This window comes from Micromonospora sp. NPDC051924 (assembly GCF_055586005.1).
The window spans coordinates 16,298-42,898 of the sequence record NZ_JBVJJA010000050.1 but is presented as its reverse complement, the minus strand read 5'-3'; the positions used below and the strand labels follow the sequence as shown (position 1 = coordinate 42,898).

Below are 26,601 nucleotides of genomic sequence, written 5' to 3'. Positions count from 1 at the left end.
AAAAAAACAAAAGACACCCCCCCCCCCCCCCCCAACACACCCCCCCCCCCCCCCCCCCCCCCCCCCCCCCCCCCCCCCCCCCCCCCCCCCCCCCCCCCCCCCCCCCCCCCCCCGGGGCCGGGTCGATCAGTGGTCGGTCACTTCCAGGACCAGTCCTGGAAGTACATGAAGTTCATCGGGTCCTGCGGCTCGACGCCCTGCAGGCCGGACCGGTACGCCGAGACCTGGTACACCGGGTTCGGCATCCAGAGCACCGGCAGGTCCTTGGCGAGGAAGTCGTTGTACGCCTTGAGCGCGCTCTCGTCGCCGGAGAACTGCGTGGCCTCGATGAGCTTGTCGGCCTCGGGGTTGCTGTAGCTGCCCAGGTTGACCGGGGCGCCGGTGGCGAAGAGCCGCTCGCCGCTGGCGAAGGCCGGGTAGTACCAGCTGCCCTGCGAGCCGAAGAAGGACATGTCCCAGGAGCAGGTAGCGTCCGTCGGCTTGCAGGCCGGGGTGACGGCGACCGAGTCGGGCACCTCCTTGATGGTCAGCTGGATGCCGAGCTTGGCCATCTGCGACTTGATCTCGGCGAACATCTTGGTGGTGGCGGCGAAACCGGTCTGGCTGGTGACGGTGAAGTTCAGCGCCGTGCCGGCGGCGATGCCGTCGCCGCACTGGTTCGGCCCGGTGCCCGGGGTCTGGCAGGTGGTCTTCCCGTCCGGGGTCACCTTCCAGCCGTGGCTCTCCAGGAGTTCCTTGGCCTTGGCCGGGTCGAAGGAGTAGGCGCAGCCGGTGGCGTCGGTGCCGTTGGTGCCCGGCTTGGCCGGGACCGGGCCGCAGGTCGGCGCGGCCGTGCCGGACCAGATCACCTTGCTGATCGTCGGCTGGTCGATGAGCATCTGCATCGACTGCCGCAGGTACGGCTGCTTGAACAGCACCCCGGTCTTCGGGTTGTTGAAGTTCAGCTGCAGGTAGGTGACGGACCAGCCGTACCAGGGAGAGACCGTGTAGCCCTTGGACGTGAGGTAGTCCTTCTGGGACAGGTTGGCCGCCGGCACGTACCCGTAGTCGATGTCACCGGCGCGCAGCACGTTGAACTCGGCGTCGTCGCCGGTAAACGGCCGGAGCACGACCTTGGCCAGCTTCGGCTTGTCCGTGCCGGAGTAGTTCGGCTGGGCGGCGAGGGTGACCTCGCCGTTCGGCACGTACTTCGCCAGCTTCCAGGGGCCGCTGGTGACCTTCCACAGCTCGTTGGAGTCGTACGTCTTGGGGTCCTTGGCGGCGGCGGTGAGGAAGGCGAAGACCTTCTTCGCGCCCTCCGGCGTGCTGGCCAGGTTGCTCACGGCCGCGGTGGCGGAGTCCTTGTCCCAGGCGTGCTCCGGCATCGGGGTGATCTTGTTGAGCTGGTTGTCCACGAACCAGGCGGTGTTGTAGACCTTCGTGGTGGTGATCGAGAAGGTCTTGTCGTCCTTCACCGACCACTGCGCGATGTTGTCCGGGAGGCCGCCGGCCCGGTAGGACGCCCACTTGTCCTTGTTCGCGGTGACCAGGTCGTACCAGAACTGGATGTCCTTGGTGGTGACGGGCTTGCCGTCGGACCAGGTGTTGTCCTTCAGCGTGATGGTCAGGGTCTTGCCGCCGTTGCTGACCACCGGCGGTTCGGCCATCGAGCGCTGCGGGTCGATGTTGTACTGCGCCGTCCCGTCCAGCTTGTACTGGTAGAGCGACCGGTACAGCGCCTGGCCGAAGATGGCGTTCTCGCCCTGGGTGAAGCCGGGGGCCGAGATCGGCAGGATCCAGTTGGGGGTGCGGAAGGCGACGGTCACGGTGTCCTTGCCCTGACTACCGCCGTCCTTCGACGAACCGCTGCCGCCACCGCAGGCGACCAGGCCGGCCCCGAGGGCGACCGCGCCGGCTACCGCCACCGCGCCGCGGAGGGCGCGACGGGGAAATCTGCTCCTCATGAATCTCCTCGATTGATCTGCATGTGCCCGCGTCTCCGGGCGCCGGCGGCGCTGCCGCGCGTCCAGCCGCCCGGTGCTGCCTCGTCGTCGACGCGGAGAATGTATCCGCGCCGAAGTGCCGAGTCAACGAAAATTAACCTCTTTGTTCGCGGACTTTGGTCAGGATACGATCAAAGTCGGCGAAGCATCGAACGATGCTCTTCGCGTGGACTCCGGAGCGCAACCGGGCTTTGGCACTGCGACACACTGGGGCGGCGCCGGAGGACCGCCCGAACAAGGAGAGACATCTTGGAACCACCGATCTCCGCCACCCTGCGCGACCAGACGCTCAGCCTGCTGGCCAGCGGCGCGGCCACCTCGCGCGCCGACCTGATCGAGGCGTTGCAGGTCGCCCCCTCGACCGTCACCACCGTGGTGCGCCGGCTGCTCGAGGAGGGCGCCATCCTGGAGGAGGGGGTGGGCCGGTCCACCGGCGGGCGGCGGCCCCGGATCCTGCGCCTGCGGGAGACCAAGGGGGTCCTCGCCGTCGCGGAGTTGGGCGGCAAGCACGCGCGGGTGGGGTTGTGCGCGCCCGGCGGAGGGCTGAACACCACCGAGGAAGTGGCGATCGACATCGCCGCCGGGCCCGAGAAGGTTCTCGAGGTCGTCGCGGCGACCTTCGCGCGACTCCAGGCGGCGACCGCGCCCGGCCAGGCGTTGCTCGGCGTCGGCGTCGCCCTGCCGGGCCCGGTCGAGTTCCCCCAGGGGCGGGTGATCGGCCCGGCCCGGATGCCCGGCTGGAGCGGCGTCGACGCGAAGGCGCTCCTCACCGAGCGTTTCCAGGTGCCGGTGATCGTCGAGAACGACGCCAAGGCCGCGGCGATCGGTGAGTACGTCACCCGGGGTCAGGAGTCCGGCGACATGATCTACGTCAAGGCCGGCACCGGCATCGGCGCCTGCCTGGTCAGCGACGGCCAGGTCTTCCGCGGCGGCCGCGGCCTCAGCGGCGACGTCACGCACGTACGCGTGGAGGACAGCGGCGAGCGGACGTGTTCCTGTGGCAGCCGAGGCTGCCTGGAGACCGTCGCCAGCGGCGCGGCCCTGGCCCGCGAGTTGGCCGAGCAGGGTTCGTCGGCGACCACCGTCCGGGACATCATGGCGGCGGTCAGCGACGCCGACCCGACCGTGGTGACCATGGTGCGCCACGCCGGCCGGCTGCTCGGGGTGGCGCTCTCCGGACTGGTCAACTTCCTCAACCCCGACGCCGTCGTCATCGGCGGTGCCCTGTCCAGCCTGGACGTGTACGTGGCCGCCACCCGCGGGATGCTCTACGAGCGCTGCCTGCCGTCCATGACCCAGTCCCTGACCATCGAAGCCAGCGTCGCGGGCCCGGATGCGGCCCTGGTCGGCCTCGGGCACCTGCTGCGCACGACGGCCGACGTACGAGTTTTCTGAGGAGCCACCACCCGTGCCCCGTCCCCTCCGCGTCGCCATCGGCGGCATCCACATCGAATCCAGCACGTTCTCCCCCCACCTGAGCACCGCCGACGACTTCGAAGTCACCCGGGGCGACGCGCTGCTGGCGCGATACGACTGGCTCTCCCCCGCCCAGCCCTGGGCCGTCGACGTCGAGTGGATCCCGCTCGTGCACGCCCGCGCCCTGCCCGGCGGGGCGGTGGACCCGGAGACGTACCAGGTCTGGGCCGCGGAGATCGTGGAGAAGCTCGGGGCCGCCGGCCCGTTGGACGGCATGCTGCTGGACATCCACGGCGCGATGAGCGTCGTCGGACACGACGACGCGGAGGGCGAACTGGTCACCGCCATCCGGTCGGTGATCGGCCCGGAGCCGTTCATCTCCGCGGCGATGGACCTGCACGGCAACGTCTCGCCGGTGCTCTTCGACGCCTGCGACCTGCTCACCTGCTACCGCACCGCCCCGCACGTCGACGTGTGGGAGACCCGGGAGCGCGCCGCCCGGAACCTGGTCGAGGCGCTGCGCCGACGGCAGCGTCCGCACAAGGCGCTGGTCCACGTGCCGATCCTGCTGCCGGGTGAGATGACCAGCACCCGCGAGGAGCCGGCCCGGGGCCTCTACGCGAGGATCCCCGAGGTCGAGGCCCGGGACGGCATCATCGACGCGGCGATCTGGATCGGGTTCGCCTGGGCCGACCAGCCGCGCTGCCGCGGCGCGGTCGTCGTCACCGGCACCGACGCCACCGCCGCCGCCGAGGCGGCCCGGGAGCTCGGCGGGCAGTTCTGGGCGGCCCGCGACGAGTTCGCCTTCGTCGCGCCCACGGGTTCGATGGACGAGTGCCTCGACACCGCCGTGGCCGCGGTCGCCGATCCGACCCGCCGGCCGTTCTTCATCAGCGACTCGGGCGACAACCCGGGCGCCGGTGGCGCCGACGACGTGACCTACGCCCTCGAGCGGCTGCTGGCCCGCCCCGAGATCCGCGACGGCTCGCACCGCGCCGTCTTCGCCTCGCTGGTCGACCCGGAGGCCGTGGCGCAGATCGCCGACCGGCCGCTCGGCTCACCCGTCCAGGTCGCCGTCGGCGGCCGGATCGACTCCCGGGACCCGGGTCCGCTCACCCTCGACGGGACCCTGGAGGCGGTCGCCGACGATCCCGACGGCGGGCGGTGCGTCAGCGTACGGGTCGGCGGACTGAGCGTCTTCGTCACGTCCCGCCGGATGCAGTACCGCCTGCTGGACTCGTACGCGCGGCTGGGGATCGCGGTCGACGCGATGGATCTCGTCGTGGTCAAGATCGGCTACCTCGAGCCCGAACTGTTCGATGCGGCCGGCGACTGGCTGCTCGCGCTGACGCCCGGCGGCGTCGACCAGGATCTCGCGCGGCTGCCGTACCAGAAGGTGGCGCGACCGGTGTTCCCCCTGGACCGCGACTTCACCGCGGACCTCACCGCGGTGACCGGGTGATCGCGTGACGCAGCCCGAAGGCCGGTCCGTCCTCGCCGTCGACGTCGGTGGGACGACCATCAAGGGAGCCGTGGTCGGCGACGACGGCCGGTTCCGGCAGTCGCTGATCGTGCCGTCCCGGGCCGACGACGACCCGGTCGCGGCGGTCCGGTCCCTCTGCCTCCAGTTACGCGACGAGGCGCGCGCCCTCGGCACCGCGCCCGTCGCGATCGGCGTGGTCACCCCCGGCCTCGTCGACGAGACCGAAGGCGTGGTGCGGTACGCCGCCAATCTGCGCTTCCGTGACGTGCCGCTGCGCGCCCTCGTCGGGGACGATCTCGGGCTGCCGGTGGCGGTCGGGCACGACGCCCGGGCGGCCGGCGTCGCCGAGGCGGTGGCCGGAGCGGCCGACGGGCTGGACAACTTCCTGCTGCTCCCGCTAGGTACCGGCATCGCCGCGGCGGTGGTGGTGCATGGCGCGCCGGTGGCGGGCGCGACCGGCGCGGCCGGCGAGGTCGGCCACATGCCGGTCTACCCGGGCGGGGAGCCGTGCAGCTGCGGGCAGCGGGGATGCCTGGAGGTGTACGCCTCCGCCGCCGGTCTGGCCCGCCGCTACGCCCGACTCGGCGGGACACCGGGGCTGGACAGCCGGGCCATCGCCGACGCCGTGCCCACCGACCCGGTGGCCCGCGCCGTCTGGGACGACGCGACCCAGGCGTTGGGGACCGCCCTGGCCACGCTCACCCTGACCCTCGACCCGGCGCGCATCGTGCTCGGCGGTGGGCTGGCCGACGCGGGCGCGCTGTTCTTCGACCCGGTACGCGACGCCCTCCGCGCGGCCCTCGCCTGGCGGACCCCGCCGCCGGTCCTCCGCTCCGCCTTCGGCGCCCAGGCCGCCCAGGTCGGTGCCGCCATCATGGCCCGACGGGAGGCCGGTCTGCCGGTGCCGGCCGGCTGGGGCGCCCCCGGGCTCGTGCTGCCCGTGGCGTGACGGCACGGGGATCGGGCACGGCCGCCACTACGTGGCGAAGATCTGCGACTCGTCCCGGAACGACTTGAACTCCATGGCATTGCCGGCCGGGTCGCGGAAGAACATCGTCCACTGCTCGCCCGGCTCGCCGGCGAACCGCAGATACGGCTCGATCACGAACTCGGCGCCGGCGGCGCGGATCCGGTCCGCCACAGCATGGAAGTCCTCGATCGACAGGATGAGTCCGAAGTGCGGCACCGGCACGTCGTGTCCGTCGACCGGGTTGCGCCCCGCATCGGACGGCCGAGCCGCCGGTACGACGTGGGTCACCACCTGGTGTCCGTAGAAGTTCCAGTCGACCCAGGCGTCGGAAGAGCGCCCCTCGGCGAGTCCGAGGACGCCACCGTAGAAGGCGCGGGCCCGCGCCAGGTCATCGACCGGAATCGCGAGGTGGAACCCGGCACGACTCGTCATCATCTGCTCCTTCTCGTGACCGGAACGCCGGTTCGCACGCGTCCCCTTCGCATAGAGGGGTGTAACAACCAGCCTGCCTCTGCCGCAAGCCGTGTTTCCGACCGCGCACCGCTCGGGCATGTAGTGCGGGTGCGGTCGGAAGGGGAGTGACAGCAATGCTGGTGACCGGTTATCTCGGCGCCGTACTCATCGGTGCCCTCGTCGGCATGCTCGGACGGCTCGTCCTGCCGGGCAGGCAGCGGATCGGCGTGTTCGCGACCTTCATCATCGGTGTCGGCGCGGCAGTGCTGGGCACCTTCGTCGCGCGGATGCTCGACGTCGACCACGCTGCCGGCGTCGAACTCTGGGTGCTCCATTGGGACTGGATCGTCCTCGCGCTCCAGGTCGGGTTCGCGGTCGTCGGGGTGGCGCTGGCGAACATGCTCACGTACACCCGGCTCGCCGGCGGTGATGACGCTCCCGCCAGGCGGTCCGGTCGTGCCCGCGCCAAGGGATGAGAGAGCGGGTGAGGGGACAACGACGTGGTGCGCGAGGCGCAGGGGAACGCCAGTTACCGATGAAGGCAGTAGACCTGGTCGCTGACGAGTCTGGCGGCACCGATGACGCCAGCTTGGCGGCCCGCGTCGCTCATCGTGATCCGAAGATTCCTGGTGGCGAGGGGCAACGAGCGGCGATAGATCACGCTGCGCATCTCGGCGAGCAGGACGTGTCCCAGCTTCGTCAGTCCGCCACCGAGGACGATGAGGCTCGGGTTGAAGAATGACACCAGGCCCCTCAGCACCTCGCCGACGCGCCGTCCACCGTCGCGCACCAACTGCACGGCCGTGGCGTCGCCGGCGCTGACCGCCTGGCCTACCTCCGCCGCGGTCAAGGTGCCGTTGCGGTCGAGAAGCTCTCGGAGAAGTGGTGAGCGACCCGATCGGGCCGCGGCAAGAGCTTCGCGGCCCAGTGCGGCTCCGCCGAAGGACGCTTCCAGGCATCCTGTGTTGCCGCACAGGCAGAGGACGTCGGAGTCGGGGACCCGGATGTGCCCTATGTCCCCGGCGCATCCGTCCATGCCGCGGTAGAGCTCGCCGTTCGCCACGACGCCACAGCCGATGCCAGTGCCGATCTTCACGAACAGGAAGTCGTCGACGGCGGTGGCTGCGCCTGCCAGCTGCTCGCCCAGGGCCATGACGTTGACGTCGTTGTCCATCGCCACCGGACAATCGAACTGTCCGGCGAGGAGATCGCGGACGGGGTAACGATCCCACTTGGGCATGATCGGTGGTGACACCGAGATCCCGCGACTGAAGTCGACCGGGCCGGGGACGCCGACACCGACCCCGAGCGGCTTGTTCACCCCCAGGTTCGAAAGGAGTTGGCGGCTCAGCTTCATCGCGAGTTCGAGCACCGGTTCCGGGCCCTGACGTACGTCGCACTCCGTTCGCTGCAGCTCAAGCACCTGTAGCCGACCATCGGTCACCGCGATGGACACCGAGGTGGCGCCGATCGCGATGCCAACGAATCGGACATTGCCGGATATGTCGACGGCCGTGGAGCGGCCGCCGCGAGACCCTGCCGGCTTGATCTCCTCGACGAGGCGAAGTCCGGTGAGCCGCTTGAGCTCGGTGGCGATCGCCGTACGTGTCACCTCGAGGTGCTCCGCCAACTGGAGGCGGGACTGCGGACCGGCCTCACGCAGTCGCGTCAGCACTCTGGCCGGCAGCGGCATCTCGGCGCGGCCCGGCAACGAGGTCGCCATCCGGTGCGCCTTCCACCAGGGATCGCGTCGACTGTCCTGGGCGCTCGATCGCTGCCTCAGGCGCTGATCGGTGCCGCCGCGGCCATCAGCCCGCATGGAGGAAGGCCTCTGCGCAGCGAGCTGGGGCGCGCCGAGAGCGCTGCCGGCAGGACGGGCCGCCGGCATCGAGCGCCCGGTGGTGCGCGAGGCGACACCGCGCCTGCGGCGGCCGACCGGAATGATCCCGAGGCACCGCCCCGCTCGCGCCGTTGACAGCGCGAGCGGGGCGGCGAGCCGGCGGCTCAGCCACGGAGTGCGGCCATGTTGCCGGCGCTGATCTTCGCGAAGCGCAGCGACCGGCCCGGGTCGGCGCTGCCGCCCGGGGCGTTGTCCTGCTCGTAGTTGGGGTTGTGGTAGCCCTTGGCGCCGATGTTCCCGAAGAACGACTGGAAGTTGATGTCGCTGCGCGGGTCACCGAAGGGGATCATGGTGTAGCCGTCGCCGACGCCGTCCGGCTGCGTGGTGGCGTCACCGTCCTTGGCGTGGAACAGCGCGTAGCGCATGGTCTGCGTCGCCACCTGGGCGGTCGGGTCGAAGATGTCCTCCACCCGCCGGCCGTTTTCGTCGTAGCGCCACCGCCACTGGTGCTGTGCGACGTGCGCCCAGTAGATGTCCATCTCGACGACGACCAGCCCGGGATCCGTGACGTCGAGGTAGTGCTGCATGAGCCGCTTGCCGGATTCGGCGCGCACCACGGTCGGCGCGATCGGCGCGCCGGTGACGCGGTCCTCGGTGACGGTGACCAGCGGGCCGTCCTGGAGGAAGTTGTATGCCGGCGAGTGGTTGTGGGTGTACATCTGAATGCCCCACTGGAGGCTGATCCGGTTCAGCGCCTCCCACTTCTCCCCTGCGACCGTCCACGGCTCGATGTTGCGGTTGTTGGCGCTCGTCGGGTCGCTGCCGGTGCCCATGTAGGGCATGCCGAGGATGGCCGCGAACTCCAGTTCGGTCTGCAGCCGGTTGTAGTCCTCGGTCGACATGGCCCCGCCGGGGCTGTTCGGGCCGTTCCACGTGTTCGGGACGAACCCGTGGTTGCCGATCGCCTGCAGGCCGTAGGCGTCGAGGAAGCCGCGCAGCGTGCGCGCGTAGGCCAGGTAGGCCGCCCGAGACTCGGGCGTGGTCACCCCGCCCGGCGCGGGGTTGGGCGCGGCGCCGCCGGCGTTGGCGGCGTGTTGCCCGTAGCCGGCGAACTCGATCTGCTTGAATCCGCAGCCCGCCAGGAACTCGAACAGCTCCACCCAGCCGCCGGGCAGCGGCACCAGTGGGCCGAGGTCGTTCGGGTCCTGGGGGAAGGTCGGGCCGCCCAGGTAGCCCATCGTCGGGGCGACGCCCATCGCGGCGCTGGCCGCGATGCCGACCCGGGTGGGCACGTCACGCTGGCTGTACGTGATGTTGCCCAGCTTGCCGTCCGGGATGAGCCGCCCGTTCGCCGCGCTCGCCAGACTCGGCGAGAACACCGCTGCCGGGCCGAGCGGGCTGAACGCCGCGGCGGCTGCCGCGCCGGCGCCGGCCATGAGTCGCCGGCGGCTGATCCTGCTGTCAAAGGCCATTGTGGTTCCTCCCTCGGAGAGTGATCGATGCGATTTGGGGGCGGGTGCGCCGCGCGGTGCGGCGCACCCGCCCGCGTGTACTAGGGGCCGCTCACCCCTTGTCCGCCGAACTCGGTCCAGTTGAGGTTGACCAGGTTGCCGCCGGTCTGACCACCGGTGACCGACCGGAACACGAGGTAGACCTTGTGCAGGCCACCCGGATCCGTGATCGGGAACGTCTGGCTCTGCCAGGTCGCCGTGTCACCGGTCGAGGTGAGCGCCGCGGTGGTCAGGATCGGTCCGTTGACCGTGTCGAGGTGGACTTCCACGGCGGCCATCGGGCCGCCCGCCGGTACCTGCGTCGACGTGCTCGCCACCCGGAAGGTGAGCGAGTTGATGTTCTGCAGGTTGAAGGGGCCGTTGAGCGCGATCCAGTCGCCGCTGCCGAGGCTGCCGCGGTGCTGGCTGCCGCCCGCCGGGTCGTTCGTCGTGGCGACGTTCGTCCCGGACTCTTCGGCGGCGAACTCGACCTCCTGCCGCTTCTGGCGGACGTTGTTCTGCGCGACCGTGGTCAGCGCCGGCACCCCGCCCGGACCGCCCAGGTCGGTGTAGGAGGCGCTGATGACGCCGAAGACGTTGCCGCCGTGCGACACGTCGTTGGCGTCGGTCGGCAGGACCCCCGTGCAGCCGTTGACGGTCTGCTCGGCGTGCCCGTGGGTGTCGTGGCCGAGCACGAACGTCACCGCGACGCGGCTGCAGTCGATCGTGCCGTCCTCCGGGTCGGTGACCGTCACCGAGAACGGGATGTTGTCGCCGAAGGCGAACGTGCCGCCCTCCACCGGGGTGTTGATGGTCACCTTGGGGGCGGTGTTGCCCACCGTGATGGTGGTGTTCGCGGACGCGGACTTTCCGCTGGAGTCCAGCACGGTCAGCCGCGCCGTGTACTGGCCGGGCGTGGTGTAGGTGAACTGCGGGTCCGGGTCGGTGGAGTCGACGACGCCGTCGCCGGTGAAGTCCCACTCGAACCGGATCGAGTCACTCGGGTCGGGGTCGCGCGAGCCGGCGCTGGAGAACTGCACGGTCAGCGGCGCGGCGCCGCTGGTCGGGGAGGCGGCGAGTACCGGGGTCGGCGCGCGCTGGCCCTTGACGTAGTCCCACCGGTAGAGGCCGGCATCGTTGTTGATGTTGAAGAAGCCGTCGCCGTAGCCGAGGAGGTAGAAGTGTCCCTTCCCGTCGAACTGCATGTCCATCGGGTTGTCGCACTCGAACGGGTTGCTCGTGTCCGGCACCCGCCGCGCGTTGAGGCCGCCGCAGTCCAGCACATTGTTGATCTTGAAGACGCGGTTCTGCGAGTCGAGCCGGACCTCGCGCAGCGTGTCCCGGGTGAACTCGCCGACGAAGACCGCGTTGTCGTAGTAGGGCGGCAGCTTCGTCGGGTCGGCATTGTTCGGGTCGAAGTGGTACTTCGCCGACCCCTGCGGGCCCACGCCGCCGGTGCCCAGCTCCGGGAACAGCCGCGGGCAGGTCGTGGCGCCCGAGCCGTTGTAGTACGCCAGGCACGGCGTACCGATCGGGTTGGTGGCCCGGTTCTCCGGCGTGTACGAGTACCAGATGTCCGGGTTGGTGATCGGCGGTCCGTACTCGAGGCCGGGCTCGACGCTGGGCCCGCCGTTGAGGTTCCAGCGCGAGTTGTTCTGCGGTCCCCGGGTCGGGTTGTCACACTCGAACGTCTGAGCCGGGTTGTCGAGTGGGGTGGAGGTGTTGAAGTCCCACCGGTAGTACGGCAGGTCGGTCTTGTAGCACAGTGGCCACCCGTAGTTCGCCGGCTTGCGGACGATCTCCACCCGGCCGGTGCCCGCCGGGCCGCGGAAGTTCTGCGGCGTCTGTGAGTCGGGTGAGTAGTCGGTGATGTAGGCGACGTCGTTCTCGTCGACCTGGATCCGGAACGGGTTCCGGAAGCCCATCGCGTAGATCTCCGGGCGGGTCTTCTCCGCGCCGACCGGGAACAGGTTGCCCGTCGGCGCCGTGTACGCCCCGCCGAAGTGGTTGGCCTCGCCGGACGCGATGTCGCCGTCCTTGACCGTGATCCGCAGGACCTTGCCGCGCAGGTCGTTGGTGTTCTGCGCGGAGCGCCGGGCGTCCACGAACGGGGCGTTGTACTGCCCGGTCGTGGTGAGCTGGTCGTTGAACGGGGAGAAGCCGCCGGAGTTGCCGCCGCCGGCCGGCGTGTCGTCGCCGGTGACCAGCCAGAGGTTGCCGTGCTTGTCGAAGTCGATGTCGCCGGCCACGTGGCAGCAGGCACCGCGGTTGACCGGCACGCGCATGATCTCCTGCTCGGACGCCGTGTCGAGGTGGGCCGGCGTGTCCGCCGTCGCGTCCACGAACTTGAAGCGGGAGAGCTGGAAGTAACCGACCCAGGGGTCCCACACCGCCGGTGAGTCGCCGGTGTTCGGGGCGTTGGCCGTCGGCGTCGTCTGGGTGACGATCTCGCCGGTGGACAGCTTCACGTCCTTCACGGTCGGCGGCGCGTAGTAGAGGTAGACCCAGTGGTTGGTCGCGAAGTTGTTGTCGATGCCCGGCCCGTACAGGCCGTCCTCGCTGGCCGTGTAGACCGGGATCTGGGCCAGCACGGTCGTGGTGTTGGACTTGGGGTCGTGCAGGCGGACGCCGCCGCGGCGGTCGGTCTGGATGACCCGGCTGTCGGGCAGGACGTCGAAACCGATCGGCTCGTTGGTGTTGGGCGGGAGCGCGACGGCGGTCTGCTGGTAGTTGGCGAGCACGGTCGCCCCGCAGTCGGAGTAGACCGGGTCGGCCTGCCCCGCGGCCCACTTGATGGCGCCGCCCAGATGGGATCGCAGGTTCGCCTCGCCGAAGCCGGCGGCGGTGTTGCCGAGCGCCGTGTAGAACGAGCGGCCGCCCTGCCAGTCCTTGCACCACGTGACCGGGTGGTCGGCGCCCATGGTGCCACCGGTGATGCCCGTGAGCGTGCCACCCCACGACTGCTGCGCGAAGGTGTCCTCGACGACGGTGGCGAGGACGTGGCTCTTTCCACGAACGTTGGACTGGAAGTTGTACCAGGCGTCGCTGCGGGTCCAGTACTCCGGCAGGTTCTTGGACGCGTCGTGCACGCGATCGGCGACCTTGATGGTGCCGGACTGGACGCCGGTCCGGCCGGAGGCGCGGGTGCCGAGCACATCGGACAGGAACTGCCAGCCGGGCTGGGCTTCGATCGCCGAGCCGATGCCGACGAAGCCGCCGCCGGCGCGGTAGTACGACTCGAACGCCGCCTGTTGGGCCGCGTTGAGCACGTCGCCGGAGGTGTTGAGGAAGACGACCGCGCGGAACTTCTTCAGGTAGGCGAGGTCGAACTTGCGGGCGTCGTCGGTCGTCTGGACGCTGAACCGCAGCTGCTCGCCGAGTTCTCTGATGGCTTCGACGCCGGCGGTGGTCGCCGCCGGGTCGGCGCTTGTGGACTTGGTGAAGACGAGCACCCGGTACTGGATGCCGTCGCTGGCGGGGGCGGGTGCCGCCGCCGCGGGGGTGGGAGCGGACGCCGGGCCGATGAGCGTGGCGCCGACGAGCGTCAGCACACCGGCGACGGCGGTGAGGCGACGGCCGAGAGGTCTGCGCATGGAACCTCCTCGCAAGGGCATGACCGACTGGCGGACCGTCGCGAAGAGGCGGCCCGGGAACGGTGCGGTCAGGAACCGTGTGGAACGGGAATGGTGTGGTCGGCGGGATGCGCCGGTACGGCCGGAGAGACGGCGTACGGGGATAGACGGTCGCTGTGTTGCTGTGCGGTGCGCCGAGGTCCACCTCAGTGTCGCCGGGGGTGCCGCTCGGCGGGCGAGTGACTGGTTGGCGGCCTTCGGCGTGACTCTATATCTGCATGTCGCGCAAAGAAAGAGTCTGTTGCACGGAAGTTTCCTTGCAGATACGGCTGCTTTTGTTCGTGTCAACGAAAGTTCTTGCCAGGTGAAGGCCGCGACCCGCTCCGGTCCTTCGCATGGCCGTTGCCGGGCCGGGTACGCCAGGGGGCGTGACCACGGGCCGGCATCCGACGCGGCGGGAGTGAACATGGGGCGCTACGACGACGAGGTGACCGGGCTGGCAGCGCCGCTGGCCGACCCGGGTGACCTGGACGTGCTGCTGGACCGGATCGGGAACGCCCGGGTGGTGATGCTCGGCGAGGCGAGCCACGGCACGCACGAGTTCTACGCCTGGCGCGCGGCGATCAGCCGGCGGCTGATCGAGGAGAAGGGCTTCTCGTTCGTCGCCGTGGAGGGCGACTGGCCCGACTGCGACCGGGTGGACCACAGTGTCCGTTGCCAGGCCGGCGCGCCCAGCGACCCGCGGGACGCGCTGGCCACCTTCGAACGCTGGCCGACCTGGATGTGGGCCAACGAGGAGGTCGTCGACTTCACCCGCTGGCTGCGTACCCGCAACGCGCGGGTGGACGAGCCGGACCGCGCCGGGTTCCACGGCCTGGACGTGTACTCGTTGTGGGAGTCGTTGCGCGAGATCATCACCTGGTTGCAGGAGCACGACCCGGAGCAGGTGCCGGCGGCCCTGGCCGCGTACCGCTGCTTCGAGCCGTACGACGAGAATCCGCAGCAGTACGCGTTGGCCACCCGGTTCGTGCCGAACAACTGCGAGAACGAGGTGGTGGACCTGCTCGTGGGGCTGCGCGAGCGGGCCGTCGCCGACGGTGCGGGCCGCTTCGGGGCCTGGCAGAACGCCGAGATCGTCGCCGGGGCCGAGCGCTACTACCGGACGATGGCGCGCGGTGGCCGGGAGTCGTGGAACGTGCGAGACCGGCACATGGACGACACCCTCGACCGGCTGTTGCGGCACTACGGGCCGGGGTCGAAGGCGGTCGTCTGGGCGCACAACACCCACGTCGGGGACGCCCGCGCCACCGACATGACCGACGCCGGAGAGGTCAACATCGGTCAGCTCGCGCGGGAGCGGTACGGCCCGGACCAGGTCGTGCTGGTCGGCTTCGGCACCCATCACGGCACGGTGGTGGCCGGTGACGCGTGGGGCGCGCTGATGGAGGTGATGCCGGTGCCGCCGGGCCGCCGGCACTCGTTGGAGGAGGTACTGCACGGCGCCGCACCGGCGCAGACCCTGTTCGTCTTCCCGGACGACGGCAAGCCCGACGTGCTCACCGACGAACTCGACCACCGGGCAATCGGGGTCGTCTACCACCCCGAGCGGGAGAGCTACGGCAACTACGTGCCGACGGTGCTCGGCGACCGCTACGACGCCTTCTGCTGGATCGACGAGACCCAGGCGGTCCGGCCGCTGCGCGTACGCCCCGTCAGCCTGGCCGAGCCCGAAACGTATCCGTCGGGCGTCTGACGGCGATCATCGCGCCGGCCGTTTGCCGCCGGACGTCGCGGGCAATCGCGCGGCGGATTACGGAGAGGAGCACGTGATGAAGATCCACGACCCGTCCAGCCAGGCGATGCAGAAGGACTACGACGTCACCGACATCGAGCGCCTGATGGGCAAGAAGGACTGGAAGAGCTACGACGACGTGATCGGCTGGCTGAAGAAGTCGGGCGACGAGGACCGACGGTTCACCCCCGGCGAGGTGCAACACATGATCGACGACTTCTCCCGGGCACGCGACCGGAAGATGGACTTCGTCCGCGATCCCCAGCAACTCTGCGACCAGCTCAAGAAGAGCCGGTAGGACGTCAGGTTCCGGCCCGTTGCCGACTCGGCAACGGGCCGCGACATCGCATCGGTGGAGAGCCGAGGGACGTGATGCGGCGCAGCATCAAAGTGGAGCCGGAGGTCACCGGCGGGGAGTCGGTGGGCCTGGCCGACGTGGTGTGGGACAACGCGCGGCGGGACCCGGGCGCGGTGCAGTTCCGGCGCCCGGACCTAGACGCCCGGACGTGGCCGCACCCGCCCGGTGACCCGACGGCGGTGACCTGCCGGCAGTTCCGCGACGACGTGCTGGCCGTGGCGCGGGGGCTCATCGCGGCCGGCGTGGCGCCCGGGACCCCGGTGGCGCTGATGAGCCGCACCCGGTATGAGTGGACCCTCGTCGACTACGCGGTGTGGGCGATCGGCGCGGTGACCGTGCCGGTGTACGACACGTCGAGCGCCGAACAGCTGGCCTGGATCCTCGCCGACTCGGGCGCGGTGGCGTGCGTGGTGGAGACGGCCGACCACGCCGCCCTGCTGGCCGGCGTACGCGACGGGCTGCCGGAGCTGCGCGAGGTGTGGCAGATCGACTCCGGCGACCTGATCCAGCTGGCTGAGCGGGGCCGGGCCGTCGACGAGGAGGTCGCCGACCGCCGGCGTGCCGCGGTGTCGGGCGCGGACCCGGCCACGATCGTCTACACCAGCGGGACCACGGGCCGGCCCAAGGGCTGCGTGCTGACGCACCGGAACATCCACCTCGACGTCGGCAACGCGGTCGCGGCGCTGCCGGAGCTGTTCAACCAGACGGCGTCGACGGTCCTGTTCCTGCCGCTGGCCCACGCCTTCGCCAGGATGGTCCAGGTGGGGATGGTGCAGACCCGGGCGACGATGGTGCACAGCCCCAGCGCGCGCGGCGTACTGGACCAGCTACGCCGGTACCGGCCGACGTTCGTCCTCGCGGTGCCGCGGGTGTTCGAGAAGGCGTACACGAGCGCGCGGCAGAAGGCCGCCGACCAGCATCGGGGGTGGCTGTTCGCCATCGCGGACCGGGTGGCGGTGCGGTACAGCCGCGCGCTCGACGCCCCGTCCGGCCCCGGTACGGGCCTGCGGCTACTGCGGGGTCTGCTGGACCTGTTGGTCTACCGGAAGCTGCGGGCCGCGTTCGGCGGCCGCTGCCGAGTCGCCGTCGTCGGCGGGGCTCCGCTCGGTGAGCGGCTCGGGCACTTCTTCCGGGGTGCCGGCCTGACGGCCCTGGAGGGGTACGGGTTGACGGAGACGTCCCCGGCGCTGGCGGCGAACCGGCCCTCGGCGATGCGGATCGGCACCGTCGGCCGCCCCCTGCCCGGCGTGGAGTTGGCCATCGCCGACGGCGGGGAGATCCTCGTCCGCGGGGACGTCGTGTTCCAGGGCTACTGGCACAACCCGGCCGCGACCAGCGAGACGTTCACCCCGGACGGCTGGTTCCGCACCGGCGACCTCGGCAGCCTCGACGACGACGGCTATCTGCGGATCACCGGACGCACCAAGGAGATCATGGTGACCGCGGAGGGAAAGAACATCGCTCCCGCCCCGCTCGAGGACCGGGTCCGCGCCCATCCGCTGGTCAGCCAGTCCATGCTGACCGGAAACGGCAAGCCGTACGTCGCCGCCCTGGTGACCATCGACCCGCAGGCATGGTCCCGGTGGCGCGACGCGCACGGCCACCCGCGCGCCTCCGTCGCGGAGTTGCGTGAGGACCCCGCCCTGCGCGGCGAGATCCAGCACGCGATCGACCAGGCGAACCGGGCGGTCTCCCACGCGGAGGCGATCAAGACCTTCCGGATCCTGCCCGACGACTTCACCGAGGCCAACGGTGAACTCACTCCCACCCTGAAGATCAGGCGCGAGGCGGTGCAGCGGCACCGCGCCGCCGACATCGACGTGCTCTATCGCGGCCACTGACCCGGTTCAGGTGACGGTGAGCCGCTTCGGTGTGGTCTTCGAGTCCAGCCAGGTGTTGATGAGCTTGGTGAAGTCGCGCCCGGTCTGCTTGTTGACGAAGGCGATGAACGACGACCGATCCTGCTGGGTGTTGCGGTGTTCCTGCACCCAGGCGCGGGCCAGCGCGAAGAACGCCTTGTCGCCCAACTGGCGGTGAATCTCGTGGAGCATGGCTTCCGGGCACAGGTAGACGTTGCCCTCGGCGAAGTTCTTCGGACTGGGCTTGCCGGGTGGGCCGAGCTTCTTGCGCGACGCGGCGTCGGCGTCCCGCAGGTACCGGTCCAGGCTCGCGTCGCTGAGGTGCAGGGTCTCCTTGGTGTGCAGGTCCTGGGCGTACTGGGCCCAGCCCTCGTTCAGCCACAGATCCGTCCAGGTGGTCGGGGTGACGGAATCTCCGAACCACTGGTGGGCGTACTCGTGCAGCAGGTCGCTCCCCCAGCGGTCCCGGCGGGCCTTGGTGTTGTCGATCTTCCGGCCCATCGTGATCATCTGCTGGGTCTCCATGCCGGACTCCGAGTCGACCACCACGACGCCGCCGGAGGGGAAAGGATAGGGACCGAACTTCTTCTCCAGCCAGGCCAGATACTGCGGGGACTTCTTCAGGTACGGCAGCAGCTTGTCGTCAGCGCCCTTGCGGTACCAGTAGGTCAGCGGGATGCCACGCGGCCCCTTGGCGGTCAGCTTCTGGTACTTCCCGACCGCGAGGGTGGTCAGGTAGGTCGCCACCGGCTCGGTGCTGTGATAGGTGAAGGTGGTGCCGGACTGGCCGGCCGCGGTGCCGCTGGCGATCGCGGACCAGCCCGCTGGGACGGTCACCCGGATGTCGTAGAGGGCTTCGTCGGACGGCTGGTCGTTGGCCGGGTACCAGGTGAAGGCGCCGAACGGCTCCTGCATGGTCCACAGGCCGCCCTCCTTGGTGACGGTGAGGCCCAGATCCTCCACGTCCTTGCGGTGCGACGGCATCGGCGTCGTCTTCGGCCTGCCGTGGTACTTCAGCACCAGGGTCACCGGCTGGTCGGCGACGACCGCGGCGGTCACGGTCAGCTTCTCCTTGGCCACGGTGCCGGTGACCGCCGCGCCGTCCAGGGTCACCCCGTCGACCTGATACGGCATGAAGTCGAGCACCAGATCGGAGGCGTCCTTGGTGGGCCGGATCCGCAGCGTGGCGGTGCCGGTCAGCGTCCTGGTCGACGGTGCCCAGTCCAACTCCAGGTCGTAGTGCAGGACGTCCAACGCCGTGGTGCCCCGCGCGGGGTAGACCCGGTCGGCCACCGGGGCGGAGCGCCCGGCCTGCCAGACGGTGTAGTCGACCGCGGGCGCGGTGGAGCTCGGGGCGGTCGTGGGCGCGGCGGACGAGCCGGTGGCCGAAGTGGCCGGGTCGGCGGTGCAGCCGGCGATGAGCAGCGGGCCGAGGAGCAGGGCCAGTGGCAGGCGGTGACGCATCAGCGCACCCTACGGTAGAGATCGACTTCCGTGGGTCCCATCGCGGCGTCGCTGCCCGCGTGATCGACGACTCAGGCGAACGTCATTGTCGTGTCTTCGATGCCGGAGAGACAGCCCGCCAAGTGCCCCGGCGCCGCACGTCCTGGTTGCAGAACGAGCCCGTGATCACGTGTGGCCGGTCTACTCGCCGGTCGTACCGCGATCGACATGATCAAGAGCGGCGGATACCGGATCGGGGCGGGCGAGGTGGCGAACGCGCTGCTCGCTCACGGGGCGATGCGGGAGGCCGCGCGGTGATCGGCGCGCCCCGCCCCGACCTCGGGCAACCGGTGTCGCCTATGTGGTCGCCGACGCGGCGACCGAGGCCGGGCGCCGGCCGGACGTCCTTCACCGGTATGCCAGCGACTCGACCGGCCCCGACGGCCTATCGCCTGTTCGGCAGGGTGCGTCGGCCGAGGGCGACGGCCAGGTCGTACGCGTGCTGGGTGGGGCCGAGGTGGGCAATGCCTCTGCCGACGATCTCGAACGCGGTGCCGTGCGACGGGGTCGCTATCGGTACCGGCAGGCCACCTTGGACGGTGACCCCTCGATCGAACCCCATCAGCTTCATCGCGATCTGGCCCTGGTCGTGGTACATGGTGACCACACCGTCGAAGTGGCCGTCTCTGGCCTTGATGAAGATGGTGTCGCAGGGGTATGGGCCGGTGGCGTCGATTCCCTCCGCCCGGGCGGCCTCGATGCCGGGCGCGATGTGATCGATCTCCTCTCGGCCGAACTGTCCGTTCTCGCCGGCGTGTGGGTTGAGTGCGCAGACGGCGAGACGGGGGGCCGCGTTCCCCGATCCCTTGAGCACGTCGTCGAGGAGGCGGACGGCCGCGCGGACGGAGTCGGCGCTGATCCGTGCGGCAACCTCCTTCAGCGGGATGTGTGAGGTCACCCGGGAGGTCACCAGTCCAGGCACGAAGTTCAACTCCGAGGTGGTACCGGCGTAGCCGAGGTTCTTGGCGAACCAGCGAAGTTCGTCCTCCTCGTCCATGCCAGCCAGGTGCAGCGAGGCCTTGTTCAGCGGGGTGAACATGATGGCGTCCACCGCGCCCGCCTGGAAGAGGCTCAGCGCCTTGTGGAGGTCGCTCATCACCCGCTCGCCGGCCTCTCGGCTGACCGCCCGGCGCGCCACCGTTCGCCCGGACAGGTCGCTGCCGACGAGGACGGCGTGGCCCGGGGTGGCTACGTCGGCCACCGGGACGTCCACGCCGAACTCGCTGACGACCGCCTTGAACTCCGCGGCGTCGCTGAGGACGTACACCTCTGCCCGGTCGAGGTTGCCGGGCGTGGCCAGCAGCCGGACGGCGAGTTCCGGGCCGATGCCGGCCGGGTCACCCAGCGTCAGGGCGAGCCGGGGCAGGATTCCTTCGGTGGTTTTCTGCAGCATCTGGTTCCTCTTCTGGGCATCTCGGCGCTCGTTCCGCGGGAACGCATCCACGGACCATGTTTCCTATAGGGTTCCTGTCCCAGCGTCGGTCCGTCAAGCACGGACCGTACGTCAGCTCTCCGCCAAGGACCGGGCCCGTACGCCGAGCAGATGGGCACGCATGGCATCTTCGGCCCGCTGGTTGTCGCCGGACGCGATCGCCTCGAGGATCAACCCGTGCTCGGCCACCGCCTGGTCCACGTCGGTGAGGCCGTGGCCGAGTGACTGGCGCATCCGATGGACCTGGGGCGAGAGAAACTCGACCAACTGCAGCAGGTATTGGTTGCCGCAGTGGTGCAGGATGACCCGGTGAAAGGCCCAGTCCGCGGTGTAGTACCGGCGGACGATCGACCAGCTTGTCTCGTCGCCGGCCCCCCTGCGCTTGACGTACTCGGCCGCCAGCACGTGGTCGGAATGCGCGGCTTTCAGCTCCAGCAGTGCCTCGGCGGTCATCGGCACGGCACCGCGGACGGCGGCGACTTCCAGGAGCGTGCGGGCGTCGACCAGCTCGGACATGCGATCCGCCGACAGGGGCGGCGCCACCCGATAGCCCTTCAGCGCGGCCCGGGTGACCAGGCCGGTGTGCTCCAGCTGCACCATCGCCTCGCGAACGGGCGTGGGTGAGACGCCGAGCTGCCGGGCGAGGGCGTCGATGCTCAGCGACGCGCCGGGTTTGACCCGGCCTTCCAGGAGTAGCTCCAGGATCGCGTCGTAGACGCCATCCCGTAGCGCGCGTCGCTCGACGGTGCGGGCCACATCGGGCTCCAGCGACGCGGGATTCAAGGGCGTTGTCATGGTGGCTGAGATCCTACCGGCGGTACCTCTGGACACATGGCGCACGATCGTGGATCCTACAGGATCTACGGACAAGGATGTCGGCGAGCGACGGCAGTGGGACGGCCATCACCGGCGGCGACGTGGATCGGAGACAGGAATGGTTTGGACGGCAGAGCGGTGGCCCATCGGCGCTGCCCTGATCCAGTTCCCCGGGCAGTCCCGGGCGGGGAGAAGTGTCCAGGACGCTGGTCCCGCCGAATGGGGCAGAGTCTTCGCCGAGATCAGCGCCTGCGGCTTCGATCACGTCGACATCACCGACAGTTGGCTGCGTCCAGGTGACCTCGATGACCGCCAGCGGGCCGAGCTGGCCGGCACGCTCAAGGAACGCAACCTGGGGGTGACCGCCATCTCGGTCGTCCGGCGCAGCATCCTCGACCCCGACGACGGCGAGGCCAACCTTCAGTACGCGTTGCGCACGGTCGAAGCCGCAGCAGCCATCGGCACAAGCGTGGTCTGTCTGGGACTGCACCGCCCGCTGACCGTCCGGCAGCAGGCGGCCCAGTGGTTCTGGACCGAGCCCGGCCCGGCCGACACCCAGCAGGACCAGGCGAGCTTCGAGCTCGCGGTCAACCGGTTCGCGCAGATCGGGCGGCACGCCGCCACCTTCGGCGTCGCGCTGTCCCTGGAGATGTACGAGGACACCCTCCTCGGTACGGCGGACGGCGCGGTTGCGCTCGTGAGGGCCATCAACCTGCCGAACGTCGGACTGAACCCGGACATCGGCAATCTCATCCGCCTGCACCGGCCCGTCGAGGACTGGGAGCAGCTGCACCTGACCACACTCCCGTACGCCAACTACTGGCACATCAAGAACTACTACCGCGACCATGACCCAGCCACCGGGGCGTACTTCACCGTCCCCGCCCCGGCCGAGTCCGGCCTGATCAGCTATCGGCGGGCCATCGAGATCGCCATCGACGCCGGTTTCCAGGGCCCGATTTGTGTCGAGCACTACGGCGGTGACGGGTTGGGTGTGTCCGCCCGCAACCGCGACTACCTGCGCGGTCTTCTCCGGACCAGGCTGGGGGCCATACGATGACGCGCCTGGTCAATGCCGCCGCAGAGTTTGCCACGGAAGCGCTTGAAGGATTCGTTGCCGCCCATCAGGAGTACGTCCTCGCGGTACCCGGCGGTGTCGTGCGCGCCGCAGCCGCACCGGCCGGTCAAGTCGCGATCGTGCTCGGCGGCGGCTCCGGGCACTACCCAGCCTTCGCCGGCTGGGTCGGCCCCGGGTTCGCCCACGGCGCCGCGTGCGGCAACACCTTCGCCTCGCCCGCGGCGAACCAGATCTACTCGGTCGCCCGCGCCGCCGACGCCGGCGCCGGCATCATCCTTGGCTTCGGCAACTACGCCGGGGATGTCCTGCACTTCGGCCAGGCCGCCGAGCGGCTGCGCGCCGAAGGCATCGATGTCCGCACCATCGCCGTGATCGACGACATCGCCTCAGCCCCGCCAGAGCAGCGGCACCGCCGTCGTGGTGTCGCCGGTGACCTCATCGTCTTCAAGATTGTCTGCGCGGCGGCCGAGGCGGGCCTTGACCTGACCGGCGTCGAGGCGGTCGGCCGGCGCGCCAATGCCTCCACCCGGTCCATCGGCGTCGCCTTTCACGGCTGTACCCTACCGGGCGCCGACCGCCCGTTGTTCACCGTCGACAGCGGGCAGATGGCCATCGGGCTCGGTATCCACGGGGAACCGGGGATCGGCGCGAAGGCGCTGCCCAGCGCCGACGAGGTGGCGGACCTGCTGGTCGACGAGATCCTCGATGAGGCCGGCGCCGGCGCATCGCGCGGTCGGGTGGCGGTGCTGGTCAACGGCCTCGGGTCGAGCAAGCACGAAGAGCTGTTCCTCATCTACCGCCGGGTCGCCCACCGGCTGGAGCGGGCCGGCCTGGGCATCGTCCGGCCGGTGGTCGGTGAGCACGTCACCAGCCTGAACATGGCCGGGCTGTCGCTGAGCGTCACGTTCCTCGACGAGGATCTGGAGGCGTACTGGGTCGCCCCTGCCGACACGCCCGCCTTCCAACGCCGTCCGGTGCCGCAGCACCCGCCCCGCCCGCTGTCGCCGGTGGCCCCGCCCCGGCCGCGGCCGCGCCCCGGATCGCCGGCCGCCCAGGCGTGCGCCGCTCGGGTCGCGCAGGCACTGGCCGCTGTCCGGGACGTCGTACTCACGCACGAGGGCCGGCTCGGTGAGATCGACGCGGTGGCCGGCGACGGAGACCATGGCATCGGCATGGCCCGGGGCAGCGCGGCCGCTGCCGAAGCCGCTGCGGCGGCGGTCGGTGCGCAGGCGGGAGTCCGTGGACTACTGGTCGCCGCCGCCAACGCCTGGGCCGAGCGGGCCGGGGGCACCTCGGGTGCGCTCTGGGGCGCCGCCCTCACCGCCGCCGGCGCCGCTCTGGATGACGAGCGGCCACCGACGCCCGACGACATCGTCCGTGCGGTCGCGGCGGCCGTCGAGACCGTTGTCCGGCTGGGCGGTGCGCAACCGGGTGACAAGACAATGGTCGACGCCGCCGTGCCGTTCCTGCACGTCCTGAGGGCCGAGACAGCGGCGGGAACGGCGCTGCCCGCCGCCTGGTCGGTGGCCGCCGCGGAGGCGGCCGTGGCCGCCGCGGAAACCGCCCGGATACCTGCCCGGCTCGGCCGGGCCCGCACCCACGGCGACCACAGCATCGGCACGCCCGACGCCGGGGCGGTCTCCTTCGCCCTGATCGCCACCGCCCTCACCGACCACATCTCCACCGTTCAGCCCGGGGAGGAAGGATGACACTACGAATCGTCGTCGGCGCGGACAGCGCCGGCTTCAGCTACAAGGAGACGCTCAAGGCCGACCTGGCCGCCGATCCGCACGTGCGGGAGGTCATTGACGTAGGCGTCAGCTCCGACGAGGACACGGACTACCCGCACATCGCCGTTGCCGCCGCCCGTCTGATCGTCGAGGGCACCGCTGACCGCGCCCTGCTGGTCTGCGGCACGGGTCTGGGTGTCGCCATCGCCGCGAACAAGGTGCCCGGCATCCGGGCGGTCACGGCTCACGACTCGTTCTCGGTTGAACGCGCGATCCTGTCGAACAACGCCCAGGTGCTCACCTTCGGGCAGCGTGTCATCGGGCTGGAGCTCGCGCGGCGGCTGGCTCGGGAGTGGCTGGCCTACTCGTTCGATCCCACCTCCGCCTCCGCGGCCAAGGTCGCCGCGATCTGCTCGTACGAGGGAGGCTGACGGCGTGGTCCTCTGGATCGGCACCAGCTGGAAGATGAACAAGACCCGGGCCGAGGCGGCCCGATACGCCGACGGCCTGCGGGATGCGACGCCGCCGGGCGGCTGGCCCGGCGTCCAGGCGTTCGTCATCCCCCCAGCCACCGCCATCTCCGTGGTCCGCGACGCGCTGCCGCCGACATCGCGGGTCATCGTCGGTGCACAGAACGCGCACTGGGCGGACAGCGGCGCCTGGACCGGAGAGCTCTCGGTGCCACAGGTCGCCGACGTCGGCGCGACGGTGGTCGAGATCGGACACTCCGAGCGGCGCCAGCACTTCGGCGAGACAGACGACTCGGTCAACCGGAAGGTCCACGCGACGCTGCGGCACGGCCTGACGGCCCTCGTCTGCGTCGGGGAGCCGGCGCACATGCGGGCCGCTGGTGGGGCTGCCGAGTACGTACTCAGGCAGACCGCCGCCGCCCTGGAGCAGGTGACCGATCCGTCGGCGGTGCTGCTGGCCTATGAGCCGGTCTGGGCGATCGGCGAGCACGGCCGGGAGCCCACGGTCAGCGAGGTGGCCGAGGTCACCGAGGCGCTCGCCACCGAGTACGGCGACGGCGTGTCCGCCGTGCTGTACGGCGGCTCGGTCAACGCTGGAAACGCCCGGCAGTTGCTGCATGCGCCCGGCGTGCGCGGACTGTTCGTCGGGCGCAGTGCGTGGACCGTCGACGGCTACCTCAGGTTGCTCCACATCGCGGCCGACGTGGCACAGCAACTCGGCCCCGTACCGGCGTAGCCGTACCCGGACAGGGGTGGGAACTCCACGACCGACGTCGGCCCACACCCTCCATCACTGAGCAAAGACCCTGCCTACCCCCACCACCACACCACGAAGGGCTCATCATGAAGCGCAGTACTTCGCTGCTCACCGCAGTCGCGGCCGCTTCGCTCCTCGCCGCCAGCGGCTGCACCAGCAGCGCCAACGGCCAGAAATCGGACGGCGGATCGTTCAAGCCCAGGGGCAACGTCACCATGGTCGTCCCGTTCGGCGCGGGCGGCGGTAGCGACGTGTCCGGCCGGTCGATCGCCGCGGGTCTGGAGGCTGTGGTCCCGGGCCTGCGCGTCAACACGGAGAACCGGGACGGCGGCTCGGGTGCGGTCGGCTACTCCTACTTCCTGAGCAAGCAGGGCGACCCCAACTACCTGCTGCCCAGCGAGACCGCCCTGCTGGCCCTGCCGCTGAACACCAAAGTCAACTTTGACTACACGTCCTTCACCCCCATCATGAAGATCGGCGATGACTTCACCCTGGCCGTCGCTCCCACCAGCTCCCCCTGGCAGACCTGCACGGACGTGGTGAACGCCAGCAAGACCGGTCGAGTGCTCGCCGGTGTCTCTGGCGCGACCAGCCTGGACAACGTGGTCTTCACGCTGACCGAGCAGGCCACCGGCGCCAAGTTCGACCGGGTTCCGTTCGAGTCCGGCGACGAACTGCTCGCGGCGTTGCTGGGCAACCAGATCCAGGTCGCGTCGCTCAACCCCGGAGAGGTCGTCGAGCAACTCAAGGCCGGCAAGCTGAAGGCGCTGTGCTCCTTCTCCGAGAAGCGGTACGAATACCCCGAGCTCAAGGACATCCCGACCGCCAAGGAGCAGGGCGTCGACGTCGCGTATGCGCAGTTCCGGGGCATGATCGCGCCCGGTGGGATCAGCCCGGAGGCCAAGCGGTTCTGGATCGACGCCAGCCGGACCTTCGTCGATTCCGACAAGGCGAAGCAGTACATCGCCAGCAACTACCTACAGCCGAACGCCCTGTTCGGGGACGACTTCACGCGGTACCTGAAGGACAACAACGACCTGCTCAAGACAGCGCTGGGTAAGTAGGTGAGTACGCTGACTCGGCTTCGTGGCAGCGGCGAGGCAATGGCGTACGCCGTCCTCGCCCTGCTCGGCCTCGCCGCAGCGGCGGGAGGCTTCTTCTACGGCGTGTTCGTCGACGACGGCCGGGTCGGTCCCGGCTTCCTCCCGGTCGTCGCCGGCGGACTGACCGCGGTGCTCAGCAGCTGGATCGCGATCCGGCCGGCGGCAGCGCCCGTCGGTGCGGGCGAAGCGGCGGAGCGCTCGGACGCCGACGACGACGACATCGACGTCACCGGACGCAGCCAGCGGGAGCGGGTCCGCAACCTCTGGGCAGTGTTCGCGCTGACCTTCGGCGCGATCCTCCTGGTACAGGCCGTCGGATTCCTGGCGGCGTTCGCCGGGCTGGTCTTCGTGATCTCCACCTGGATCGAACGGCAGTCGCCGGTGAGGTCCGCACTCATCGCCGTGCTCACCGCCGCCCTGGTCTACGGCATCTTCGGCCTGTTCCTCAAGGTGCCCCTGCCCGGCGGGCTACTCGGACTCGGTACGGAGGGCTGATC

General features: G+C 70.3%; 21 protein-coding genes and 1 pseudogene. 14 read left to right on the top strand and 8 right to left on the bottom strand.

Annotated features, from left to right (window positions below):
• Positions 1 to 137: 137 nt before the first annotated feature.
• Positions 138 to 1,943 (bottom strand): peptide ABC transporter substrate-binding protein, encoded by a 1,806-nt coding sequence (locus ACZ6S5_RS29315; protein ID WP_466005460.1) that lies wholly within the window; start codon positions 1,941 to 1,943, stop codon positions 138 to 140.
• A 288-nt stretch (positions 1,944 to 2,231) separates the two neighbouring features.
• Here ACZ6S5_RS29315 and ACZ6S5_RS29310 point away from each other — a divergent pair, with 288 nt between their 5' ends.
• Genes ACZ6S5_RS29310 through ACZ6S5_RS29300 form a run of 3 tightly spaced genes read left to right on the top strand, consistent with a single transcriptional unit; the run spans position 2,232 to position 5,830 of the window.
• Positions 2,232 to 3,377, top strand: coding sequence for an ROK family transcriptional regulator (locus tag ACZ6S5_RS29310; RefSeq protein WP_466005459.1), 1,146 nt, complete (start codon positions 2,232 to 2,234; stop codon positions 3,375 to 3,377).
• Positions 3,378 to 3,390: 13 nt separating this feature from the next.
• Complete coding sequence (locus ACZ6S5_RS29305) at positions 3,391 to 4,860, top strand: M81 family metallopeptidase (RefSeq protein ID WP_466005458.1); 1,470 nt, start codon at positions 3,391 to 3,393, stop codon at positions 4,858 to 4,860.
• A 4-nt stretch (positions 4,861 to 4,864) separates the two neighbouring features.
• Positions 4,865 to 5,830, top strand: coding sequence for an ROK family protein (locus tag ACZ6S5_RS29300; RefSeq protein ID WP_466005457.1), 966 nt, complete (start codon positions 4,865 to 4,867; stop codon positions 5,828 to 5,830).
• 27 nt (positions 5,831 to 5,857) lie between these two features.
• Here the strand turns inward: ACZ6S5_RS29300 and ACZ6S5_RS29295 are convergent, their stop codons facing one another.
• Positions 5,858 to 6,283 carry a VOC family protein gene (locus ACZ6S5_RS29295; protein WP_466005456.1) on the bottom strand — a complete coding sequence of 142 codons (426 nt, stop codon included), beginning with the start codon at positions 6,281 to 6,283 and terminating at the stop codon, positions 5,858 to 5,860.
• Positions 6,284 to 6,438: 155 nt separating this feature from the next.
• Between ACZ6S5_RS29295 and ACZ6S5_RS29290 the strand changes: the two genes are divergently transcribed.
• On the top strand, positions 6,439 to 6,780 hold the full coding sequence (locus ACZ6S5_RS29290) for a GlsB/YeaQ/YmgE family stress response membrane protein (RefSeq protein ID WP_466005455.1): 342 nt from the start codon (positions 6,439 to 6,441) through the stop codon (positions 6,778 to 6,780).
• A gap of 53 nt (positions 6,781 to 6,833) precedes the next feature.
• Here the strand turns inward: ACZ6S5_RS29290 and ACZ6S5_RS29285 are convergent, their stop codons facing one another.
• From ACZ6S5_RS29285 to ACZ6S5_RS29275, 3 genes are all read right to left on the bottom strand, one after another.
• On the bottom strand, positions 6,834 to 8,027 hold the full coding sequence (locus ACZ6S5_RS29285) for an ROK family protein (RefSeq protein ID WP_466005454.1): 1,194 nt from the start codon (positions 8,025 to 8,027) through the stop codon (positions 6,834 to 6,836).
• A 281-nt stretch (positions 8,028 to 8,308) separates the two neighbouring features.
• Positions 8,309 to 9,616, bottom strand: a complete 1,308-nt coding sequence (locus ACZ6S5_RS29280; RefSeq protein ID WP_466005453.1) for a sugar phosphate isomerase/epimerase family protein — start codon at positions 9,614 to 9,616, stop codon at positions 8,309 to 8,311.
• 80 nt (positions 9,617 to 9,696) lie between these two features.
• Entirely contained in the window at positions 9,697 to 13,227 is a 3,531-nt protein-coding gene (locus tag ACZ6S5_RS29275; protein WP_466005452.1) for a ThuA domain-containing protein, read from the bottom strand.
• A 445-nt stretch (positions 13,228 to 13,672) separates the two neighbouring features.
• Between ACZ6S5_RS29275 and ACZ6S5_RS29270 the strand changes: the two genes are divergently transcribed.
• The 3 genes from ACZ6S5_RS29270 to ACZ6S5_RS29260 all read left to right on the top strand — a co-directional run bounded on the left by ACZ6S5_RS29270 (position 13,673) and on the right by ACZ6S5_RS29260 (position 17,197).
• The gene (locus tag ACZ6S5_RS29270) at positions 13,673 to 14,959 is read left to right on the top strand and encodes an erythromycin esterase family protein (RefSeq protein WP_466005451.1); all 1,287 of its coding nucleotides are present in this window, start codon (positions 13,673 to 13,675) and stop codon (positions 14,957 to 14,959) included.
• A gap of 76 nt (positions 14,960 to 15,035) precedes the next feature.
• Entirely contained in the window at positions 15,036 to 15,296 is a 261-nt protein-coding gene (locus ACZ6S5_RS29265; protein ID WP_466005450.1) for a hypothetical protein, read from the top strand.
• 74 nt (positions 15,297 to 15,370) lie between these two features.
• The gene (locus ACZ6S5_RS29260; protein ID WP_466005449.1) at positions 15,371 to 17,197 is read left to right on the top strand and encodes an AMP-dependent synthetase/ligase; all 1,827 of its coding nucleotides are present in this window, start codon (positions 15,371 to 15,373) and stop codon (positions 17,195 to 17,197) included.
• A gap of 6 nt (positions 17,198 to 17,203) precedes the next feature.
• Here the strand turns inward: ACZ6S5_RS29260 and ACZ6S5_RS29255 are convergent, their stop codons facing one another.
• Positions 17,204 to 18,679, bottom strand: a complete 1,476-nt coding sequence (locus ACZ6S5_RS29255; RefSeq protein WP_466005448.1) for a M1 family metallopeptidase — start codon at positions 18,677 to 18,679, stop codon at positions 17,204 to 17,206.
• Between the two features lie 183 nt (positions 18,680 to 18,862).
• On the opposite strand from ACZ6S5_RS29255, the pseudogene ACZ6S5_RS29250 reads away from it, so the two are divergent.
• A pseudogene (locus tag ACZ6S5_RS29250) lies at positions 18,863 to 19,046 on the top strand (AMP-binding enzyme); the annotation flags it as partial.
• Between the two features lie 57 nt (positions 19,047 to 19,103).
• Here ACZ6S5_RS29250 and ACZ6S5_RS29245 read toward each other — a convergent pair.
• Positions 19,104 to 20,111, bottom strand: coding sequence for a 4-hydroxythreonine-4-phosphate dehydrogenase PdxA (locus ACZ6S5_RS29245; RefSeq protein ID WP_466005447.1), 1,008 nt, complete (start codon positions 20,109 to 20,111; stop codon positions 19,104 to 19,106).
• Between the two features lie 111 nt (positions 20,112 to 20,222).
• Positions 20,223 to 20,906 (bottom strand): GntR family transcriptional regulator, encoded by a 684-nt coding sequence (locus ACZ6S5_RS29240; RefSeq protein ID WP_466005446.1) that lies wholly within the window; start codon positions 20,904 to 20,906, stop codon positions 20,223 to 20,225.
• Positions 20,907 to 21,084: 178 nt separating this feature from the next.
• Here ACZ6S5_RS29240 and ACZ6S5_RS29235 point away from each other — a divergent pair, with 178 nt between their 5' ends.
• From ACZ6S5_RS29235 to ACZ6S5_RS29210, 6 genes are all read left to right on the top strand, one after another.
• The gene (locus ACZ6S5_RS29235) at positions 21,085 to 22,026 is read left to right on the top strand and encodes a sugar phosphate isomerase/epimerase family protein (RefSeq protein ID WP_466005445.1); all 942 of its coding nucleotides are present in this window, start codon (positions 21,085 to 21,087) and stop codon (positions 22,024 to 22,026) included.
• Complete coding sequence (locus tag ACZ6S5_RS29230) at positions 22,023 to 23,753, top strand: dihydroxyacetone kinase family protein (protein ID WP_466005444.1); 1,731 nt, start codon at positions 22,023 to 22,025, stop codon at positions 23,751 to 23,753. Before ACZ6S5_RS29235 ends, ACZ6S5_RS29230 begins: the two co-directional genes overlap by 4 nt.
• Positions 23,750 to 24,205 carry a ribose-5-phosphate isomerase gene (locus ACZ6S5_RS29225; protein WP_466005443.1) on the top strand — a complete coding sequence of 152 codons (456 nt, stop codon included), beginning with the start codon at positions 23,750 to 23,752 and terminating at the stop codon, positions 24,203 to 24,205. The genes ACZ6S5_RS29230 and ACZ6S5_RS29225 overlap by 4 nt, the downstream gene beginning before the upstream one ends.
• A gap of 4 nt (positions 24,206 to 24,209) precedes the next feature.
• Complete coding sequence (locus ACZ6S5_RS29220; protein ID WP_466005442.1) at positions 24,210 to 24,980, top strand: triose-phosphate isomerase; 771 nt, start codon at positions 24,210 to 24,212, stop codon at positions 24,978 to 24,980.
• Between the two features lie 107 nt (positions 24,981 to 25,087).
• Positions 25,088 to 26,065: a tripartite tricarboxylate transporter substrate binding protein gene (locus tag ACZ6S5_RS29215; RefSeq protein WP_466005441.1), complete on the top strand. Its 978-nt coding sequence runs from the start codon at positions 25,088 to 25,090 to the stop codon at positions 26,063 to 26,065.
• Positions 26,066 to 26,599 carry a tripartite tricarboxylate transporter TctB family protein gene (locus tag ACZ6S5_RS29210; protein ID WP_466005440.1) on the top strand — a complete coding sequence of 178 codons (534 nt, stop codon included), beginning with the start codon at positions 26,066 to 26,068 and terminating at the stop codon, positions 26,597 to 26,599.
• Positions 26,600 to 26,601 lie beyond the last annotated feature (2 nt).